The organism is Haladaptatus paucihalophilus DX253, from assembly GCF_000376445.1.
GTDB lineage: Archaea > Halobacteriota > Halobacteria > Halobacteriales > Haladaptataceae > Haladaptatus > Haladaptatus paucihalophilus.
In genome coordinates, this window is record NZ_AQXI01000001.1 from 900771 (window position 1) to 920793 (window position 20023).

The following is a 20023-nucleotide window of genomic DNA, read 5'->3' on the forward strand; positions in this document are numbered from 1 at the left end:
TACATGGGAATCGTGTCGACGATTCTCTTCGAAACGATTCGTTGATTCCGTTTTCGCCACGGAAATTGCCGTTGCACTACCAAAGCAAGTTATTACCTAGCACAAGAGGGCATGAATATTTACCAACAATTGAAAAATAAACTACGGGATGGGAGATAAAATTTGGCAGTTGGACAGGCGGACGATGCTCGGAGCGACTGGAACCGTCGGCGCGAACGCGATGCTCGGCGATACCGCGCTGGCAAATCGAACGGAGGACGACGATGAGACGAGGGAATCGGGGTGCTCTGCCGTGGAGCGGTTACTCGAACGCGCATCCGAGAAGTTTCCCGGCGGTATCGTCTCCGTGTACGCGAAGGAGGCCGGGGCGGACGGCGATGTCCTCGCAAGTCATCAGGCGGACACGGTGGTCAAACCGGCATCGAACACGAAGCTGCTCACCACCGCATTGGCGTTCGAACATGTGGGACCGGACGAACGGTTCGAGACCAGTGTCGTCGGCGACGGGTCGATAACCGGGAATCAACTCCACGGCGACCTCGTGCTACGCGGCACCGGTGACGTGTTGTCCACCGCCGACCTCGAACGATTGGCGGAACAGGTCGCGGAGAACGGAGTACGGACGGTTCACGGCGACCTCGTGGCCGACATCACCGCGTTCGACACCTCTGGGTACGGCCCCGTCTTTTCGGTTCGCGGCCCCGGGTACCCCGAGGGATGGACGTGGGAGGACCCGCAGTACTCTTACGGCGCACCGAGTTCGACGCTCGCGCTCCACTGGAACAAGGTGTCCCTCACCGCCAAGCGAACCGAGAACGGCATCGACCTCGCCGTCGAACCCGACTCGGAGTTCGTCACCGTCGAATCGCACCTCTCCACGGCACCCGAAGGGGCGAACGGCTATTTCTACACCTATCTCGACCGGGTGAACGGCACCATCTACGCCATCGGCGAACTGCCGCCGGGATACGAGGAGACGGAACTGGCACCCGTGATGCGACCCGACGAACACGCGACAGCGGTGTTCAGGGACCGCCTCGCGGACGCAGGCGTCTCCGTCAAAGGTGATGTCGTCCTCCAAACGGAACCCACGGAGCGGGAGGCGGCGTTCGAGACGAGCATCGAATCCGAACCGCTCCACGAGACGACCGGTCCGATGCTGTTGTACTCGAACAACGTCGATGCCGACCAACTCGCATTGATGACGGCCCGCCGTGCGCTCGATGACGGGTCGTTCGACGCGTGGACGGAGCTAACCGGCGCCTACTTCGAGAGCTTGGGTTCTCCCGCAACCGTTTTCCGGGACGGCTCCGGGCTCTCGCAGTTCAACCTCGTTTCGGCGGCGGACATGGTTTCCCTGCTCGAATGGATACGGAAGAAGCCGTGGTCGGAGACGCTCATCGGGTCGCTTCCGACGCCGGGCGAGGGCACGCTCGCGTATCGGTTGCGGGACGTGGACGTTCCGGTTCACGCGAAGACGGGAACGGTTCGCGGAACACGTGCGCTTTCGGGTGTCATCGAGCGGCCGACGGACCCGGACGTACTGTTCTCTATCCTCATGTCGAACGTGACCGTCGGACTCGGCGATGCTCGCAACTATCAGGACGATTTGGTTCGTGCGCTCATCGACGCGTAACCGTTGTCGATGACGAATTCGGTGACCGGTATGCCCGGATTTACGGGGACCGATTCCGACTGTGCGTCTCACGACACGACCGCCCGTGGACATGATTAGCGACCGCTTAACGCCGAATTCCGCATTGTGAACTGTTGCTCGCCGTTCCTGCCAACACAATTATCGGACGGTTTTATACTGCCTCCGAGCCTGTTCCTTCTCCATGAGTCGCACCCAGAGTGTCCCCCTCTGGATGGCGTCGCCCGAGGAGTTCCAGAGTACGCTCAAGATGGTACTCAGTACGGCGTACAAAAACGACCGCCGGTTCGACCGAGCATGGACGTTTCGCTATCCCGACGACACACCGGATTTGATGGCGGAGATAACCCACCTCGAAAAGGGTGGGACGAAAGAGATAACGAACCCTCCCCAGCCGACGAAGCCGCCCGAGCAGGCCGTTCTCAAGGACTTCCGCGACGTGCTCGGCGACCTCTTGTTGAAGGGGTACCGTCGAGGGATCGACTTCGACCGAGCGTGGACGTTCCGCTACCCGGACGCCGAGCACCCCGACCTGATGGTCGAAGTGACCTACCTCGAAGAGCAGATCGACTGACCCGAAAATTTTGTTCGAGAACCGCGTAGCGGGGATATGGAGTTCAGCGTGATTCAGGGCGACATCGCCGCACAGCGTGCTGACGTGCTCGTCAACGCCGCGGGAACCAGCCTCCGGATGGGCAGCGGCGTCGCCGGGGCGCTCCGCCGTGGCGCGAACGGGCCGATAAACGAAGAAGCGATGGAGAGGGGACCGGTCGAACTCGGTTCCGTCGCGGTCACCGACGCCTACGAACTCGACGCCGAGTTCGTCGTTCACGCGGCGGCCATGCCACACTACGGGGACGGACGGGCGACGCCCGGGAGCGTTCGAGACGCGACCCGAAACGCGCTCCGCGAAGCCGACGAGCGGGGAGCGAGGTCAGTGGTGCTTCCCGCGCTCGGATGCGGTATCGCGGGATTCGACCTCCGAGAGGGTGGTCGAATCATCTGCGAGGAAATTCACCGCTTCGACCCCGAGTCCCTCGAAGACGCGCGCCTCATCGCCTACAGCGACGAGGAGTACGAAACGCTCCGTGAGGTTGCCGCCGCTGTCCGCTCGGGCTAACCAGCAGGATTATGATTCGTGGCTGAAAAGAACCGACCGATGACCGCGTTCAGCTACCACGACGACGAGATATTGGTGACGACGAGCCACACCGTTCCGGGACGGGAAATCACGGGCCACCACGGCGTGGTCGTCGCCGACGTGACGCCGGGACGAAACATCGGGAAGGACATCGCCGGTGGGTTGCGCGACATCGTTGGCGGACGCTCCAAATCGTGGGAGAAGACCCTCGAAGAGAATCAGGAAACTGCCCTCGACGAACTCGTCGAGGAGGCAAAATCGGTCGGCGCGGACGCGGTAGTCGCGGTGGACATCACCGACGAATCCCTCGGCGGACAGGGCGGAATGATGAACATCAAGGCGTTCGGAACCGCGGTTTCGATTCGCTGAGATTGCTTAAGAGCCGTTTAAATCTACGTCCTCACCCGCGTCCCCTCCCCCGATTTCGATAGTTGCGGCGGTTTCTATCGCCTCCAGGCCGTCGAGTTCGCACAGGTCGGCCACGGCGGGTTCCGGGAGGGTGACGCGAAGCGTCTCGAATTCGAGTTCCTCGAGGACCTCGCCGCCGAGGTCTTCAACACGGGCGGTGGTCGTTTCTACGCTCGCATCGGCGAGTCGGAGGAGAAGCGTGGCCGACTCGTCGGACATCGGGTCGTCGCGAATGGCACGGACGGGGTGTGAAAGGTACGTCATTCGAGGGTTTCGAGGAGTTCGTCCGCGTGTCCGTCCGGCGAGACGTCCTCGAAGACGGCTTCGACGGTCCCGTCTGGAGCGACGACGACCGTGTTTCGAAACACGCCGTCGAAGGTCTTTCCGAACATGTTCTTTTCGCCGTAGGAGTCGTAGGCGCTCGCAACCTCGCCGGACTCGTCGCTGAGGAGGTCGAACGGCAGGTCGTATTTGTCTCGGAATTTCACGAGGTCGGATACCGGGTCGTCGCTGATTCCGAGGACCGGAACGCCGCGCGCCTCGAATTCGTCCCACGAATCGCGGAAGCCACAGGCTTCGGTGGTGCAGCCGGGCGTGTCCGCCCGGGGGTAGAAGTAGACGACGACCGTGGTATCGAAGTCGGCGAGCGAGACTGTCTCGCCGTCTTGGTTCGGCAGTTCGAACGGAGGTGCCGGTTGGCCGGGTTCGAGCATGGGATGGCTTCGGAGCGAGCGACCAACTGCGTTGCGGTGTCACTCGCCGACGACGACGAACGTTCGTCCGCCCTTGCGTTCGAGGTGGACGGCACCTTCCTCGGCCGAGGTACGAACGTACGCGGCGACTTCGCTGGCTGACAACCCGGAGACGTCTGCCGAATTCCACGGTCGCACTGTCGACTCCTGCGTGCTCATTTCGACGTTCATGTCCGAATGTTGTCCGGTCAGATAATGAAGGCAAGCCTAGCGCAGTGAAAGTGAACGTGAAGCGATTCCGGAGTTAGGCGGCGAGCGTCAGCGCTTCGCCGTCTTGGCGGACGAGTCCGCGCTCTCGAAGCGTTCGAATGATGGTGTACAGCGTGATTTTCGGCAGGTCGAGACCCGTCTGGAGTTCGTCGAGCGTCGCCCCGCCCGTCGTCGCGAGCGAGAGATAGACCAGTTTGGCGCGCGGCGAATCCAGTTCGTCCGGCAACGGTGCGAGAGGCGTTGTTTGAACACTCATGTTGGTATGCTGGTCCAGACATTCGACGATAATAAAATTACCCTACGACAATCGTCGAAATCTGTCGGAGTCGTCGTTTCTTGGAGAGGTATTCTCACCGAGGTAAACTGCCGGTGATTTTATGTAACGAGCCGTGGTAGGCGTGGGCAATGAGTCCAGCGCGGGACGATTCTGACCCGGAGGGCCGAAAGGTCATCTCTCCCGAAGAACTCGACATCGAGGACAGCGAGAACGTCGTCACGCTGGACGATGGCCGGTTCGTCATCGGCGCGTCCGGGAGGCCGTCCGTGCCCGACGACCCGGAGGCAGTGACGACCGGCGAACCGACCGCCGACGCGAATCCCGGTGTCGAACCTGCGCCCCCGGAGAAATCGCCGTCATCGACGGACTCCCCGCCCGCCATCGACCCGGCGTCGGCACCGGACACTCCGAGTCAATCCGCGCCATCGGACGGGGAACCCCACATCGATTCCCAAGACGTCCGCGAATGGCTCGAAGACGACGTTGGCGACGTGGCGTCCAGATACGGGTTTCACATCACGGCGAAGGCCGAGGACGAAATCAACCATCAGCGGATGTTTTCGGACGACATTGGAACCGTCTTCGACAGCCTTCTCATGTGGTACGCCCAGCAGGTCGAACCGAGCATGCCCGTCGAGGACGTGCTCGGCATTCTCATGATGGAGTCGAACGTTCGCGTCCGTTACCCGTCGCGTTGTTTCCGTGGTGTTCTCGGAACGTACGACTTATCACCCGACGATAGCATCGCCGACCTGTTTCGAGCGATGCAGGACGCGAACGGCATCGTCTTTCCCCCGGAAAACGGCTAGCGATTATCCGCCGTGATAGTCGGGAGTAGGTTTTATGTATTGCCGTTCGATGTATTCGGTAACTGACTATGAGCGTTCAGAAACAGAATCCGTCGGCCGGGGAAACCCAAGTCGTGGAGTTTCGACTCGGCGAAGACGTGTGCGCCATCGATATCGAGCAGGTAGACAGCATCGTCGAGGTGAAAAAGGTCACGCGCATTCCCCGGACACAGGATTCCATCGAGGGGGTCATGGACCTCCGCGGCGAGACGACGGCCATCATCGACCCCAAGGAGTTCCTCAGCGTCGCCTCCGACGAGCGAGGGAACGACGTTCTCGTTCTGGACCGTCCCGACGACAAACAGAAAATCGGGATTCGGGTGGACGAGGTGCTCGACGTGACGACCCACGCCCCGGAGCACATCGACACCAGCGACGAACTGGAGAACCTCGACACCCGCGGCATCCGCGACCAAATCGCACAGGGAATCATCAAGCGACCCGACGACGAAAACGGTCTCGACCTCATCATCTGGGTCGATATTGACAAAATGATTACTAGCCTGAGTTAAGAATCTCGATAAATCATCAACTGTGATAATCACAGGGGAGCATTTATTTTGACCGCTTTCAAAAGCTCTCGATAGTGAAAGTTGAATGGTGAATGACGTACTAATTGTCGACGACTCGGAATTTATGCGGAATCTACTGCGCGAGATTCTGGAGGAAAATTTCGAAATCGCCGACGAAGCCGAGAACGGCGTCGAAGCGATAGAACTGTACAAGGAAAAGCAACCGGACTTCGTGATGATGGACATCGTGATGCCGATTCGAGACGGCATCGACGCGACGGCCGAAATCAAGCAGTTCGATTCGAGCGCGAACATCATCATGTGTACGAGTATCGGACAGGAAGAGAAGATGAAGAAGGCGATCAAAGCTGGTGCCGACGGATACATCACGAAGCCGTTTCAGAAGCCCAGCGTGATGGAAGCCATCAACGACGTTATCTCAGCATGACGCGGGCGGTCGTCGTCGACGACTCGCATTTCATGCGCACCGTTATCACCGACGTTCTCGAATCGGGCGATATCGACGTGGTTGCACAGGCGACGAACGGGAGGGAGGCGGTCGAAGTCGTCGCCGAACAGGAACCCGACGTCGTGACGATGGACGTGGAGATGCCGACGATGAACGGCATCGAAGCGGTCGAGGAGATAATGGAAACGACGCCGACCCCGATTCTCATGCTGTCCGCACACACCGAAGACGGCGCGGAAGCGACGTTCGATGCCATCGACCGGGGGGCCATCGACGTCCTGGCGAAACCCGGCGGCGAGGTTTCGACCCGGATTTCGGCCCACAGAGACGACCTCATCGAGAAGGTTCGGTCGGTCGCGCGCGCTGACGTCACCGTCAGCGCACCGGACAATTCGACGGCGACTCCGGTGGAACCCGACGACACATACGTCGAGAACGCGACCATCATTATCGGCGCATCGACCGGCGGGCCGCGAGTCGTCGAGAGCGTTCTCGCCGGGTTGCCGCGGTCCGCTCAGCTTCGTGTTCTCATCGTTCAACACATGCCCGACAGCTTCACCGCTCGGTTCGCAAAACGACTCGACGACCGAACCGAGTACGACGTGAAAGAAGCGTCGGACGGCGACAGAATCGGTGCGGGACAGGCGCTCGTCGCACGGGGGGACTACCACATGGAAGTCTCGAACTACGCGAAAGGGCGAATCCGTGTTCGACTCACACAGAACGAGGTACGACACGGCGTTCGCCCGGCCATCGACGTGACGATGGAGACGGCCGCCGAGACGATTACCGATCCGCTCACCGCGGTCGTTCTCACCGGAATGGGTGCGGACGGTGCGGTCGGCGTGGAGGCGATAAAGAACGCCGGAGGACGAACCATCGCGCAGAACGAAGCGACCTGTTCGGTGTTCGGAATCCCGGCACGGGCCATCGAAACCGGCTGTGTCGACGACGTACTTCCCGCCGACGAGGTTGCCCAGGGGATACTTTCGACCGTACGAAAACCGACGTGATTCGATATGGATGAATACATACAGGACTTCATTCGTGAAAGCGAAGAGAACATAACGGAACTGAACAACTCGCTGCTCGAACTGGAGAACGACCCGAACGACGCGGAAGCGATGGATTCCATCTTCCGGACGGCGCACACGCTGAAAGGGAACTTCGCGGCGATGGGATTCCAGAACGGAAGCAACCTCGCACACGCCATCGAGGACCTGTTGGACGAGATTCGACAGGGGCGGATGGACGTCACGCCGGAGATAATGGACCACGTGTTCGCTGGCGTGGACAAAATCGAGCTGATACTCGCCGAAATCGAAGAGCACGGCGAGTCGAAAACCGACCCGAGCGCGACCATCGAGGACATCCGAAACACGTTGGAAACGGCAAACGAAGCGCCGGACGACGACGAGACGGACGACGAAACGGCGACCGAGACGACGGCCGCCGAAGCGGCGCTCTCGCGGCTCGACGACCCCTCGGCGCTCGCAGACGTGGACGTCGTGTTCCACGCCGACGTGGAGATGCGCGACTCGCAGATGAAAGGCGTCGACGCGATGTTCGTGCTCGGCGAGGTGACGGAGCAACTCGAGCTCCTCGGTGCGGTGCCGTCCGTCGAAGCCATCAACGACGGAGACTACGACGACGGCTTCGACCTGTTCGTCACGGGTGGCGACGAGGAGAAAGCTAACGAAGTCGTCAACGGCGTCGGAAAGGTGGAAGCCGCCACCATCTCGGACGTGACCGACGACATCCCGGATGCGATTTCCGAGGCGGACGGAGCGGACGACGCCGATGAAACGGCGGATTCGGTCAGCGAATCCACGTCGGACCCCGACTCTGCCGACGATTCGGATGCGTCGGACGGTTCGAACGAATCTGATGCATCGAACGAATCCGACGCGTCCTCGGAAGCGGATACATCGACCACCAAAACGCAAGTGGACGAAATCCAGTCGATTCGCGTCGGCGTAGACCAGTTGGACGACCTCCACGGGTTGGTCGAACAACTCGTCACCAGTCGCATCAAACTCCGTCGATCGGTCGAACAGGGCGAACTCGGGAGCGCCTCGGACAATCTGGACGAACTCGACAAGATAACGACCAGCCTGCAGGATACGGTCATGGACATGCGGCTCGTGCCGCTCAAGAAAATCGTGGACAAGTTCCCGCGGTTGGTCCGGGACCTCGCACGCACGCAGGAGAAGGAGATCGACTTCGAGATGGAGGGGAAGAGCATCGAACTCGACCGCACCATCCTGAACGAGATCAGCGACCCGCTCATGCACCTGCTTCGCAACGCGGTCGACCACGGCATCGAGACGCCGGACGAGCGTGAAGCGAACGGAAAGCCGCGGACCGGGACGGTTCATCTGCGCGGTAAACGGGAGCGCGACCGCGTTACCATCGAAGTGTCGGACGACGGCGCCGGTATCGACGCGGATGCCGTCCGAACGAAGGCGGTGAGCAAGGGTATCATGTCGCGCCAAGAAGCCGACGAGCTCTCGGACGAGGAGGTGTACGAACTCATCTTCCACGCCGGATTCTCGACGACCGACGAAATCACCGATGTGAGCGGTCGCGGCGTCGGCATGGACGTGGTGAGAAACACCATCAAACGGCTCGACGGCGACATCAGCGTCGAGAGCGAACTCGGGGACGGCACGACGATAAGCCTCTCGCTCCCCGTTACGGTCGCCATCGTCAAGGTGTTGTTCGTGGAGTCAGGTGAGGAGGAGTACGGAATCCCCATCAAGAACGTGGACGAGATACGGCGGATGGGCGAAGTACAACACATCGAAGGCGAGGAGGTCATCACCCACGACGATACGGTATATCCGCTCATTCGACTCGGGCGGGCGCTCGACGTTCCCGGCGAGACCAAAAACGGGGACGGCATGCTCGTCCGCGTCAACGAGTCGGAGCGACAGGTGGCGATTCATTGCGATGCGGTGAGCAGACAGGAGGAAGTCGTCGTCAAACCGTTCGAGGGAATCCTGTCCGGCATTCCGGGCCTCTCGGGCGCGGCGGTGCTCGGCGAAGGTGACGTGGTGACCATCCTCGACGTGGAGAGTCTTTAATGAGCTTGCAGATTGACATTCGGAAGTTGAGCCTGTTCAACAAGATGGCAAAGCAGGGTGCGAACACGGTGGCGAACCATCTCAGTCAGATGACGGGGATGGAGACGGAGATGGAGATAACGAAGACGAACTTCATCGACATCCGCGACGTTCGCGCCCACATGGGCCACGAGAAACAGGTCGGCATCCACATCGAACTGGTCGAACAGCCCTACGGCTACATCCTGTTTCTCTTCTCCGTGGGAAGCGCAAAACAGCTTGCACACGGCATGATGGGAGGAATGGGAGAACCCGCGAAGAAGGGGTTCAGCGACATGGAGAAGTCCGCCGTTCAGGAGATCGGCAACATCATGACCAGCGGATTTATCGACGGGTGGGCGAACGTTCTCCAGACGACTATCGACTTTTCGACGCCGAAGTTCACCTACGGCCCGGCCAGCCGCACGGTCGAGGCGCTCGTCGGGCACCGCGACGACGACGTGGCGATGGTGCTCGACTCGCGTGTCCGAGTTCCCGACTCGAACGTCGAGGTGAAGGTGTACACGTTCCCCGAACTGGAGGACTTGGTTCGGATGATGCGGAAGATAGAGGTCTGAGATGGAAGTGGACATCCGAAAGCTCGAAGCGGCAAACAGAATGGCACACGAGGGGGCGGAACGCGCGGCGTCGCACCTGTCCGCGATGACCGACATCGAGACGTCCGTGGACGTGACGCGAACGCACGTTCGCTCGGATGCGACTGCGCTGGAACGTCAACAGTGTGTCGGCGTCGTCATCGAATTGGACGGCGGGCTACGTGGGCGCACCGCGTTTACGTTTCCCGCGGAAGCCGTCGAACGCGTGCGCGACGTTCTCGCGCCCGGAATGGAGGATATGGACGAGAGTCTGGTTCGAGAGCTCGGGAACGTGATGGCGGGTGGGTTCGTCGACGGATGGGCGGACTACCTCGGAACCACCATCGACATCTCGCCGCCGACGTACGTGGACGGCGACCCGACGCTTCTCTTCGACGATGCGGACGAGACGTTCGTTTTCGCGAGTTCTATCGGGGCCGTGGACGAGTCCATCTCGTTCAGCGTCCACCTCTCGCCCGAAGTCGGGGAGTACGGCGAACTCCTCGGGGACGACGGGGAGACGGTCTCCGTCGAAGACCTCTCTCATTTCGACGAGATGACACGCGGAGGTGCGACGACGGTCGCCGAGAACATCACCGCCATGACCGGCATCGAGACGACGGTCGAAATCACGCACGTCAGTTTCGTTCCGGTCGAAGAGGTCCCGGAAGCGTTGGGTGACACGACGTACGTCGGCGTTGTCATCGAACTCGAAACGTCCCCCGGCGGATTCGTTCTGATTCTGTTCGACGAAACGTCGGCGCGCGACATCTCCGGTGCGCTGCTCCCCGGCGATGACGGCTTTTCGGACGGCGAGTTGAGCGAAACGGAGCAAAATGCCATCCAGGAACTCGGAAACATCATGGCGAGCAGCTTCATCGATGGGTGGGCGAACGCGCTCGAAACGACCATCGACATCTCGCCGCCGACGTTCGCCCACGACATGGGCAGCGCGATTGCGGACCCGTTGGTCGCCCAACTCGGCCAGAAACAGGAGTTCGCGTTCGTTTCCGATGCGACCATCCGTGCCGCCAAGACGCCGTTCGACTGCTCGTTGTACGTGCTTCCCGACGAATCCGAACTCCGGGAAGTCCTCTCGTCGCTCGACGCCGACGCGACGTCGGAACGGAAAACGAACGCGGGACGATTATGAAGGTGTATCGTAGCGACTCGAAGCGTGGGGGAAGTGGGCCGATAAAAGTCGGCGTGGCGGAGTACGTCGTGACGGAAGCGGAAACGCGACTGACGACGACCGGACTCGGCTCCTGTCTCGGAATCGCACTGTCCGAGCCGACCAGCGGAGTTGCGGGACTCGCCCACGCAATGCTCCCGTCCACGGCCGAATCGGATGATAACGAAGCCAAGTTCGTCGACACAGCTATCAACAGAATGCTCACAGAGATGGAAGACGCGGGTGCAAATATGGAGACGGTCGAAGCGAAAATCGCGGGCGGAAGCAACATGCTCGAACTATCAGGAATTGGAAGCGAGGTCGGGACGCGAAACGTCGAAGCGGCCGAGGCGTCGCTGGCCGATGAAAGAATTCCAATCGTCGGCGAAGATACCGGCGGGGACTACGGACGTTCGCTCGAATTCGACACGAGGACGGCGGTGCTCGTCGTGAAGAGCGCCCACCGAGGGGTGAAGCGAATTTGAGTTCGTTCGACACGTTGCTGTCGTTCATCGAGTCGGAACTCGGGTTTGCGACGAGCCATTACGACACCTCGTATCTCGACAGACGGGTTTCCTCCCGGATGCGCCGGACCGACGTCGAGAAGTACGAACAGTATCGGGCGCTACTTGCGGACGACCCGGACGAGCGGGATGCGCTCCTCGATGCGCTTTCGGTCAACGTGACGAGCTTCCTCCGGAACCCGGACGTCTGGGAGGAAATCCGCGATGTCTTGCGCTCGCTCGCGGACTCACACCGACAGGTGAAACTCTGGAGCGCGGCGTGTTCCGACGGACGGGAACCGTACTCGTTGGCGCTGCTCGCGCTCGTGGATTCCGATATCGATGCGACGAAAGTGCGAATAACGGCGACCGACATCGACCGAGAGGTGCTGGCGAAGGCACGGCGCGGTGTCTATCGGAGCACTCGAACGACCGATATCGCCGAACAGCTCGAACCCCTGGACGGGTACGAGCAGTACGTCGAACGGGACGGGAACGAGTTTCGCGTCTCGAATCGAGTAAAGCGACTGGTCGATTTCGAGCGTCACGACCTGATCCACGGCAGCTCGAAGTCGGATTTCGATTTCGTGTCCTGTCGAAACCTGTTCATCTACATCAACGCCGAGCACAAACTGCCGATGCTCCGAACCATCACGAACTCGCTTCGAACCGGCGGCTACCTCGTCATCGGAAAGACGGAGACGCTTCCAGAAGTATTGAAAAAAGAATATGAACCAGTAGACAAACGTCTTAGAATATATCAGAAATCATAGCGTCTAGGTCGGCAAGTAATACTACCCGAAACGAGATTATTGCGACTTATAGGACGAATGCATCAAATTCTTCCTTTTAAATGTGCGATTTTCTTCATAGTATCAAATGTGATAACTCAGGCAGAAGATTAATGTGGTGACGTTCGGTGGTGTCCATAATGAAACTTATAACTCTTGCTCCCCACTTCGCTCCGCTCCTGAGCGGGTCGGTTGCCATGGGTGCCATGGGAATCATGGACTTCATGGAGGACGACGAGAGTGCCGAGTCGGAGTCGGGCGGTGATGACCTGTTCGATGATGACCTCGGTGGCGACGACTTCGGCGACTTAGATGACGGCATGGACGGCGGTATGGACGATTGGGGTGGTGGCGGTGACGACGGGTTCGGAGACATGGGCGGTGGCGGGTCGACCCAAGAACTCGAAAATCGTCTCCAAGACCTCGAAAACGAGGTCGGCGACATCGCGTCCACCGTCAGCACCGTTCGGAGCGAAAACGAACAGATAAGCGAAAAAGTGGACGACGTAGAGGAGAACGTCCGCAAACTGCTCGAAATCTACGAGATGGTCACGCGCGGTGTCAACCCCTTCGTGGACGACGTGCCGAACGGCGGCCTCGGCGGTGACGCGTTCGGCGGCGGTGAGTCCGGCGGCTTCGGTCTGTTCGACGAAGAGGAAGAAGAAGCGGACGATGATCTGGACGATGACATCGCCGATGCCGACGCGGACAGTTTCTTCGACGACAGCTTCGACGACATCGAAGACGAGGAGATGGATGACATGGAAATGGACGATATGGGGATGGAGGAAAAAGAAGGCGACGGACAAGCGGGTGGTTCGACGTTCCAAGAACTCAAAGAGGAGTACGAATCCGGCGAGGCGGACTGGGCGGAGGAAGCCGATGCCGAACCCGACGACGCAGCGGAATCGGACATCGAGTTCGACGTCGAACCCGAACCGGCGCCGGAAGAGGAAGCGGCACTGGAGACGGCGCCGGAACCCGAGACGGGCGACTTCGAGTTCGAAGAACCCGCTCAGACCAACGAATCCCAAGCGGCGGAGACGACCGTGGAGATGCGAAACGGCATGCAAAAGCCGTATCTCGCCACCCTTCCCGCGGGGTACATCGTCGATCTCGTCGTGATGGAGTGGTTGGAGTTCCTCGTCGAGGAGTTCGGGTCCGAAGACGCCGTTCGAACCATCGCCTACTACGAGGACATCGACTGGATAAGCGAACCTGTTAAAGAGCAACTACTCGCGTTCGTTCGCGGGATTGCTGACGTGACGGATGTCGATACCGACGCGACTCCCGCCACTCTCGGCGTGGACGACCACATTCGGAGTCTCACCTTCATGAGCCAACTCACCGGAGACGCAATCGAGCAGAAAGTCGTCGACCACTGTGCACAGATACGGGGAGAGGGCCATGGGCTTCAGCGTTAGTGGTTCCACGGCCATCATTTTCCTGGCAATGTTCATCAGCTTCGGAATGATCTACTCGGCCGCCTACAACGGGTTCGAGCGGATCAACGACGCTCGAACAGACCACTCTGAGAACGTGCTCGACCAACAGAACACCGCACTGAATATCACAACAGTGAACTATTCGGCAGGATACCTGAACATTACTGTGAACAATACCGGTTCGACCACGCTGGATATCAACGACACTGACGTGTTGGTCGATGGCGTCTACCCCGATTCGGGGGCCATCGTGGCACGCGACGTTAACGGTGTCAACGATACGGAACTGTGGCTTCCCGGTGAGACCCTCCACTACCGAATCAACGTTTCGACGGGTCCAACCCGAGTGAAAGTCGTAACTGGACCAGGGCTCGCCGATACGGAGGCGGTCTGAGTGGCGAGTGTCTCCACGTCCCACCTCATCCTGTTCATCGCGAGCCTCATCATCGCGGCGAGCGTCGCGGGAACCTTCACGACGGGAATTCAGCGACTGTCGGGAGCGTTGGGCGACAGAAGCTACGACGTCAGTCACGACGTTCGGACGGACATCGAAATAATCAGCGACCCTGGAAGCGGCGCAGTTTATAATGCCAGCGGAAATGAAAATATTACCGTTCTAGTGAAGAATACAGGGGCAGAGAATTTAAAAGGGTCAAGCGACCAAATTGATATACTACTGGACGGGAAGTATCAATCGAATGTCTCGGTCCAAGTCGTAGACGGAAGCGACTGGGACGTCGGAAATGTGCTACGAGTTACAATCGGAAACGACGCGCCAATGGCGCCCAACGAGGACCATCGTGTGAAGATGGTCGTCAACGGCGACTCGGAGGTGTTGGAGTTTAGAACATGAGTTCAAATAATCTCTACTCGCTCGGCCTGCAAGACCACGACCGTCTGAACAACGAACTCGGCGGTGGAATCCCACGCGGCTCTATCGTGCTCATCGAAGGCGACTACGGTGCCGGAAAGAGCGCCATGAGCCAGCGGTTCAGCTACGGATTATGTGAGACGGACCACAGCGTAACGCTGCTCTCGACGGAGCTAACGATTCGTGGGTTTATCGACCAGATGCACTCGCTTTCCTACGGCGTCGAAGAACACCTGCTGAACGAGCGGCTGTTGTTCCTCCACGCCGACGTGGACTCCGGCACTCGTCAGATCACCGCACCCACGGACGACGCTGACGACGGCCAGCGAAAGGAACTCCTGAATCGTCTGATGCAGGCGGAGGCGATGTGGAAGGCCGATGTCGTCATCATCGACACGTTCGATGCGATTCTCCGCAACGACCCGACCTTCGAGGCGTTGGTTCGCCAGAACGAGGAACGACAGGCGGCGCTCGAAATCATCTCGTTCTTCCGAGACCTCGTGACGCAAGGGAAAGTTGTCGTCCTGACGGTCGACCCATCGACGGTCGACGAGGATGCCATCGGCCCGTTCCGTGCCATCGCGGACGTGTTCATGGAGCTGCAGATGGTCGAAGTCGGAAACGACGTCCGTCGGAACATCTCCGTGAAGCGGTTCGCCGGAATGGGTGAACAGGTGGGTGACAGCATCGGGTACTCGGTTCGCGCCGACGCTGGTATCGTCATCGAGAGCCGTAGCGTCGCCTAAAAATGACCGAACACGGGACCACCCAAATCGAAGGCGAACTCCGCGAGGTCGCCATGCGCCGCCCACACCTCCGCGACTACTTGAAGCGCTTCAAGCAGTTTACGGGTGAGTTCCCGAAACTCATCGAAGAGCCGTCGGGAGAGTGGGAGGCGGATAAACCGAACGTCATCTACTCGGCGGGCGGTCCCATCTACTGCCACATCTACGGCGACATCGGTCGGGATACGAAATACTACGCCATCGAACCGGACCTGAGCGACACCGAACAGGAGTTGTTCTGGAACGTTCGGAGCAAAATTTTGGAAAAGAGCGTCACCAAACCCGCCCCCGAGAGCGAGTCCGAGTACGACGACAGAATCGAGGAACTCCTGCAGGATACGGTTCGAATCGGCGAGGGAAACGACAGCATCTCGGCGCGCATCGGGAACTTCTCGCCGAAGAGCCTTCAGAAACGGATTCAAAGCGTCTCCCCCCAAGACCTCGCACGGCGAGTCAGTAGCATCTCCTACGGGGACGTACGGGCGGGCATCCAGTTGCTGCGCGAAAACGACGTCGTAGAGGAGCTAATGAGCTTCTCCGGCGTCGGGAGGTACCAGGTTTCGGACCAAACGTACGAGAACATCCGCTATCGGCTGAATCGGGATATCGTTGGGTTCGGACCGTTGGAACCCATCATGCGCGACCCGTCGAACGAGGACATTCACGTCATCGGCCCGCACGAGACGTACGTGGACCACGGCACCTACGGCATGCTCGGGACCACCGTGGACTTCGGAACGAACGACCGGTTCGACAACTGGCTCCGAAACATGGGCGAGCGAATCGGTGACCCCGTGTCCGACTCCGACCCCATCGTCGACTCGACGCTCCCCGACGGGTCGCGTATCAACATCATCTACAGCGACGACGTGAGTATCAAGGGGCCGAGCCTCACCATCCGTCAGAGCGAAGGGACGCCCCTCTCGGTCGCACAGATTACGAAGTGGGGCACGCTGTCGCCGCAACTCGCCGCGTATCTCTGGCTCTGTCTGGAGAACGAACAGACGGTGTTCGTCGTCGGGGAAACGGCGTCGGGAAAGACGACGACGCTCAACTGCGTCCTGTCGTTTATCCCCCGCGACAGCAAGATATACACTGCGGAGGACACCGCCGAAGTCCTGCCGCCACACAACACGTGGCAGCAACTCCTCACGCGCGAGGGGAAAAGCGAAGCCAGTGCCGACGTGGACATGTTCGACCTCGTAGCCGCCGCGCTTCGTTCTCGCCCCGACTACATCATCGTCGGGGAGGTTCGTGGTGCCGAGGGACGCATGGCGTTTCAGGCGGCACAGACCGGTCACCCGGTGATGCTCACCTTCCACGCGAGCGACATCGTTTCCATGATTCAGCGGTTTACCGGCGACCCCATCAACGTCCCGGAGACATTCATGGACAACGCCGACGTGGCGCTGTTCCAGAACCGGGTCAAGCAGGGCGATAAGGTCCTGCGCCGCGTGACGAGCGTGCAGGAAATCGAGGGGTATTCGAAGGACATGGGCGGCGTGGTGACGCGCCAAGCGTTCTACTGGGACCCCGTTGAGGACGAAATCGTCTTCCAGGGGATGAACAACTCCTACGTACTGGAAGAACAGATAGCGACGCTCCTCGGTTACAAGAACACCCGCGACATCTACCAAGACCTCGATTTCCGGGCGCAGATTATGGAGCGGATGATAGAAGAAAACATCCTCGGCTACCACGAGGTGAACGAAGTCATCGAGGCCTTCCAGCGCGATGGCGTCGATGGGCTTCCGTTCAACGTTCATCGGTCGATCTGATATGGCAGAGGCAGAAGCACAGCAAACGGATGCGAAACAGCTCCTGAGCGCTGCCGCTTCCTCGACCATCGAAGCGTACCACCAGATGGAGATGCCGATGGTGCGGTACGTTGGGCTGGTCATCGTTCCGTCGATACTGTTCTTCTTCATCAGCCTCGTCGTCGTCTTTTCGGTCGATTTGCCGTTCCTCGTCGCGTTGCCGGTGCCGCTGCTCGGAGCGCTCGCCCTGACGACGGCGGTCATCTACCCGAAGCTACTCCGGGACCGCCGTCGCAAGCAGATAGAAGATCGGTTGCACCTGTTCATCACGCACATGACCGTCCTCTCGACGGCGAACATGGACCGCGTGCAGGTGTTTCGAATCCTCTCGGAGGAGGCGGAGTACAAGGAACTCGCGTTGGAGATGCAACGTATCGTCCAACTCGTCGATACGTGGAACCAGAGCTTGGACGACGCCCTGCAGATTCGGGCGAAGAAAGTGCCGAGCAAGCCGCTTTCCGACTTCTTCGACCGCCTCGCGTACACCATCGGTTCCGGCGGTGAGATTCAGGACTTCCTCCTCTCCGAACAGGACGTGGTGATTCAGAACTACGTTACCATCTACGAGGGCTCGTTGCGGAATCTCGAAGTGATGAAGGACCTCTATCTGTCGATGATTCTCTCCGTCACCTTCGCGCTCGTGTTCGCGACGGTGCTCCCCATCCTCACGGGGACGAATCCGACGATGACGGTCGGTGCGGTCGTCGTCATGTTCGCGTTCGTCCAGATGGGGTTTCTGTTCATGATACAGACGACGGCACCGTACGACCCGGTCTGGTATCACCCGGAGGAGAAGGGACGGACGGACTCCGAACGAAAAGTTCGAATCAGCGTCATCGTCGGAATCGTGTTGACCGTGATCGCTATCGTCATCTGTCTGCTCGTCCTGCTCGGCCGCACCTCCGTCGATCCCAGTTCGATACCGCTTCCCATCTTCGCGGCACTACCGACGACGCCGCTCGTGCTACCCGGACTGGTGGTCCGCCGGGAAGAGGGCAAGGTGAAAGAGCGGGACGACGAGTTCACGAACTTCATCCGCGCGCTCGGCGCGAGCGAGACGGCGAAACAGAGCACTACCTCGCGCGTGCTCAAAACCCTTCGAACGAAGGATTTCGGCGCGCTGTCCGACGACATCGACGACCTGTACAAGCGGCTTAGCATGCGAATCGAATCGGAACTCGCGTGGCGACATTTCACCGCCGACGCCCGCTCGTATCTCATCCAGAAGTTCAGCGAGATGTATCTCATCGGCAGGCAGATGGGTGGCGAACCGAAGCACCTCGGCGAACTCATCAGCGGAAACATGAACGAGGTCATGCAGTTGCGCGAGCAGCGCGAACAGTCCACGATGACGCTCATCGGCGTCCTCTACGGTATCACCGCCGCCTCGACGTTCGCGTTCTTCATCGGGCTCGAAATCGTCAATATCCTCTCGGGGATGTCCATCGGACTGAACACGCCGCAGTTCAACTTCGGGACGCTGATTCACACCGGTGTGTACAACAACATCATGATAGAGTACCTCCTCGTCATCATCATCCTCCTAAACTCGGTACTCTCCTCGCTCATGATACGAATCGTCGATGGCGGTCACAAGGTGAACGCCTACATGCATTTCGTCCTGCTGACGTGGGTCAGCGGGGTCGTTGCGTGGATCACTCGTATCGTCGTCGGGACGTTCTTGAACGTATAAGGTAGTTACTTATGAGTTTAGCACACAGAACACGAAAACGAACGCGAATCGTGGAGCAACGTCATGTCTGAAAAAGTCATCGCCGATTTCGTCGCACGCTACAGTCTCGATACCCAACCGTCGCCAGAGCCGGTGCGGGGTCGAATCATTCTGAGCCAAAAACGGCTCGTTTTGGCGACGAGCGAGTCGAAAACGACGATTCCGCTCACGTCGGTATTCGACATCTCGGTCGGACACGTTCCCTCCGAACTCGAAGGGTTCTTCCAGGACACAATCACCGTCGCGTTCGAGCGAGACGGTGCAGGCCATTCGGCGGTCATCGAAGCGGAAAACGATAACGTCGGGAAGTTCAAAGTCTTTCTCTTCAAGGCCATCCTGAGCGGCACGCCCGTGACGGTGAAACACCCGGCGCGAGTCGGCGGGCGCGTCACCGGCGAGACGTTCGAAACCGGAAAACTGCGTATCCAACCCGGAAAAGTCGAGTTCCTCTCGATTCCCGAACCGTTCGCGGTTGACCTCTCCGGCGTGAGCTATTTCCAGAAACAGGACCGCGACGTCGGCGGACAAACCCGAACCGTCGTTGCGATTCGACACAACGACAACGGACAGACAGTCACCTCCGAATTCGCCGTCGGTGCCGAGCGAAAACTGAACCTTCTCGGTCGCTATCTCCGCCTCGAATACGCCGAGATATCCCAGCGTGCGGAACGTATCGACGTCACCGAACAGGAGATGGAGGCCCTCGTCGCCATCTACTCCGGCGCGAACAGCGGCAACCTCGCGGGAGCGCTCGGTATCGACGCTGGCAGCGCCGCGATGGTTCTCACCGAAATCGAAAAGAAAGAACTGGTGGACCCCTCCGACGACGGACTGTCGTTGACGGCACCCGGAAAGATGCTCGTCAGCGACCGCATCGAGAAAGTGAATACGTAGCGCGGCGCGAAGTTCGGTTCATCTGGCGACCGATTCTATCGCA

General features: G+C 59.6%; 24 protein-coding genes. 20 read left to right on the plus strand and 4 right to left on the minus strand.

All coding sequences use genetic code 11. The annotated features are described in order from the left end of the window. The first annotated feature begins 148 nt into the window (after positions 1 to 148). The 4 genes from dacB to B208_RS0105165 all read left to right on the plus strand — a co-directional run bounded on the left by dacB (position 149) and on the right by B208_RS0105165 (position 3164). A complete protein-coding gene (dacB, locus tag B208_RS0105150) occupies positions 149 to 1636 on the plus strand; it encodes a D-alanyl-D-alanine carboxypeptidase/D-alanyl-D-alanine endopeptidase (protein WP_232423722.1) in 1488 nt (495 codons plus the stop codon). A 202-nt stretch (positions 1637 to 1838) separates the two neighbouring features. Further along, positions 1839 to 2228, plus strand: a complete 390-nt coding sequence (locus B208_RS0105155; RefSeq protein WP_232423723.1) for a hypothetical protein — start codon at positions 1839 to 1841, stop codon at positions 2226 to 2228. Between the two features lie 36 nt (positions 2229 to 2264). Next, positions 2265 to 2774 (plus strand): macro domain-containing protein, encoded by a 510-nt coding sequence (locus tag B208_RS0105160; protein WP_007977437.1) that lies wholly within the window; start codon positions 2265 to 2267, stop codon positions 2772 to 2774. Between the two features lie 39 nt (positions 2775 to 2813). Then, complete coding sequence (locus B208_RS0105165) at positions 2814 to 3164, plus strand: YbjQ family protein (RefSeq protein ID WP_007977439.1); 351 nt, start codon at positions 2814 to 2816, stop codon at positions 3162 to 3164. A 6-nt stretch (positions 3165 to 3170) separates the two neighbouring features. On the opposite strand, the gene B208_RS0105170 is transcribed toward B208_RS0105165, so the two are convergent. The 4 genes from B208_RS0105170 to B208_RS0105185 all read right to left on the minus strand — a co-directional run bounded on the left by B208_RS0105170 (position 3171) and on the right by B208_RS0105185 (position 4421). After that, positions 3171 to 3467, minus strand: coding sequence for a hypothetical protein (locus B208_RS0105170; RefSeq protein WP_007977445.1), 297 nt, complete (start codon positions 3465 to 3467; stop codon positions 3171 to 3173). Beyond that, positions 3464 to 3916 carry a thioredoxin-dependent thiol peroxidase gene (bcp, locus tag B208_RS0105175; protein ID WP_007977447.1) on the minus strand — a complete coding sequence of 151 codons (453 nt, stop codon included), beginning with the start codon at positions 3914 to 3916 and terminating at the stop codon, positions 3464 to 3466. Before bcp ends, B208_RS0105170 begins: the two co-directional genes overlap by 4 nt. Before the next feature lie 39 nt (positions 3917 to 3955). Then, positions 3956 to 4126, minus strand: a complete 171-nt coding sequence (locus tag B208_RS24210; protein ID WP_007977450.1) for a hypothetical protein — start codon at positions 4124 to 4126, stop codon at positions 3956 to 3958. Positions 4127 to 4199: 73 nt separating this feature from the next. Further along, a complete protein-coding gene (locus B208_RS0105185; protein ID WP_018128750.1) occupies positions 4200 to 4421 on the minus strand; it encodes a helix-turn-helix domain-containing protein in 222 nt (73 codons plus the stop codon). A 149-nt stretch (positions 4422 to 4570) separates the two neighbouring features. On the opposite strand from B208_RS0105185, the gene B208_RS0105190 reads away from it, so the two are divergent. The 16 genes from B208_RS0105190 (at position 4571) to B208_RS0105265 (ending at position 19980) form a co-directional block, all read left to right on the plus strand. Beyond that, a complete protein-coding gene (locus tag B208_RS0105190) occupies positions 4571 to 5251 on the plus strand; it encodes a DUF7500 family protein (protein ID WP_007977454.1) in 681 nt (226 codons plus the stop codon). A gap of 68 nt (positions 5252 to 5319) precedes the next feature. Beyond that, positions 5320 to 5802 carry a chemotaxis protein CheW gene (locus B208_RS0105195; RefSeq protein ID WP_007977455.1) on the plus strand — a complete coding sequence of 161 codons (483 nt, stop codon included), beginning with the start codon at positions 5320 to 5322 and terminating at the stop codon, positions 5800 to 5802. A gap of 85 nt (positions 5803 to 5887) precedes the next feature. Further along, entirely contained in the window at positions 5888 to 6250 is a 363-nt protein-coding gene (gene cheY / locus B208_RS0105200; RefSeq protein WP_007977457.1) for a chemotaxis protein CheY, read from the plus strand. Continuing rightward, positions 6247 to 7284, plus strand: coding sequence for a chemotaxis-specific protein-glutamate methyltransferase CheB (cheB, locus tag B208_RS0105205; protein WP_007977459.1), 1038 nt, complete (start codon positions 6247 to 6249; stop codon positions 7282 to 7284). Before cheY ends, cheB begins: the two co-directional genes overlap by 4 nt. A gap of 6 nt (positions 7285 to 7290) precedes the next feature. Further along, positions 7291 to 9357: a chemotaxis protein CheA gene (gene cheA, locus B208_RS0105210; RefSeq protein ID WP_007977464.1), complete on the plus strand. Its 2067-nt coding sequence runs from the start codon at positions 7291 to 7293 to the stop codon at positions 9355 to 9357. Beyond that, positions 9357 to 9953 carry a chemotaxis protein CheC gene (locus tag B208_RS0105215; protein WP_007977466.1) on the plus strand — a complete coding sequence of 199 codons (597 nt, stop codon included), beginning with the start codon at positions 9357 to 9359 and terminating at the stop codon, positions 9951 to 9953. The genes cheA and B208_RS0105215 overlap by 1 nt, the downstream gene beginning before the upstream one ends. 1 nt (position 9954) lies before the next feature. After that, positions 9955 to 11124 (plus strand): chemotaxis protein CheC, encoded by a 1170-nt coding sequence (locus B208_RS0105220; protein WP_007977468.1) that lies wholly within the window; start codon positions 9955 to 9957, stop codon positions 11122 to 11124. After that, positions 11121 to 11627 (plus strand): chemotaxis protein CheD, encoded by a 507-nt coding sequence (locus tag B208_RS0105225; protein WP_007977470.1) that lies wholly within the window; start codon positions 11121 to 11123, stop codon positions 11625 to 11627. Before B208_RS0105220 ends, B208_RS0105225 begins: the two co-directional genes overlap by 4 nt. Continuing rightward, positions 11624 to 12418: a CheR family methyltransferase gene (locus B208_RS0105230; RefSeq protein WP_007977472.1), complete on the plus strand. Its 795-nt coding sequence runs from the start codon at positions 11624 to 11626 to the stop codon at positions 12416 to 12418. Before B208_RS0105225 ends, B208_RS0105230 begins: the two co-directional genes overlap by 4 nt. Positions 12419 to 12576: 158 nt before the next feature. Next, a complete protein-coding gene (locus B208_RS0105235) occupies positions 12577 to 13860 on the plus strand; it encodes a FlaD/FlaE family flagellar protein (RefSeq protein ID WP_026177743.1) in 1284 nt (427 codons plus the stop codon). Continuing rightward, complete coding sequence (locus B208_RS0105240; protein ID WP_232423724.1) at positions 13820 to 14275, plus strand: fla cluster protein FlaF; 456 nt, start codon at positions 13820 to 13822, stop codon at positions 14273 to 14275. Before B208_RS0105235 ends, B208_RS0105240 begins: the two co-directional genes overlap by 41 nt. Beyond that, entirely contained in the window at positions 14276 to 14734 is a 459-nt protein-coding gene (locus tag B208_RS0105245) for a fla cluster protein flaG (RefSeq protein ID WP_007977478.1), read from the plus strand. Further along, positions 14731 to 15498 carry an ATPase domain-containing protein gene (locus B208_RS0105250; protein ID WP_007977479.1) on the plus strand — a complete coding sequence of 256 codons (768 nt, stop codon included), beginning with the start codon at positions 14731 to 14733 and terminating at the stop codon, positions 15496 to 15498. Before B208_RS0105245 ends, B208_RS0105250 begins: the two co-directional genes overlap by 4 nt. 2 nt (positions 15499 to 15500) lie before the next feature. After that, positions 15501 to 17315: a type II/IV secretion system ATPase subunit gene (locus B208_RS0105255; RefSeq protein ID WP_007977480.1), complete on the plus strand. Its 1815-nt coding sequence runs from the start codon at positions 15501 to 15503 to the stop codon at positions 17313 to 17315. 1 nt (position 17316) lies between these two features. Continuing rightward, entirely contained in the window at positions 17317 to 19047 is a 1731-nt protein-coding gene (gene flaJ / locus B208_RS0105260) for an archaellar assembly protein FlaJ (RefSeq protein ID WP_007977481.1), read from the plus strand. A gap of 63 nt (positions 19048 to 19110) precedes the next feature. After that, the gene (locus tag B208_RS0105265) at positions 19111 to 19980 is read left to right on the plus strand and encodes a CheF family chemotaxis protein (RefSeq protein WP_007977482.1); all 870 of its coding nucleotides are present in this window, start codon (positions 19111 to 19113) and stop codon (positions 19978 to 19980) included. Positions 19981 to 20023: the final 43 nt, after the last annotated feature.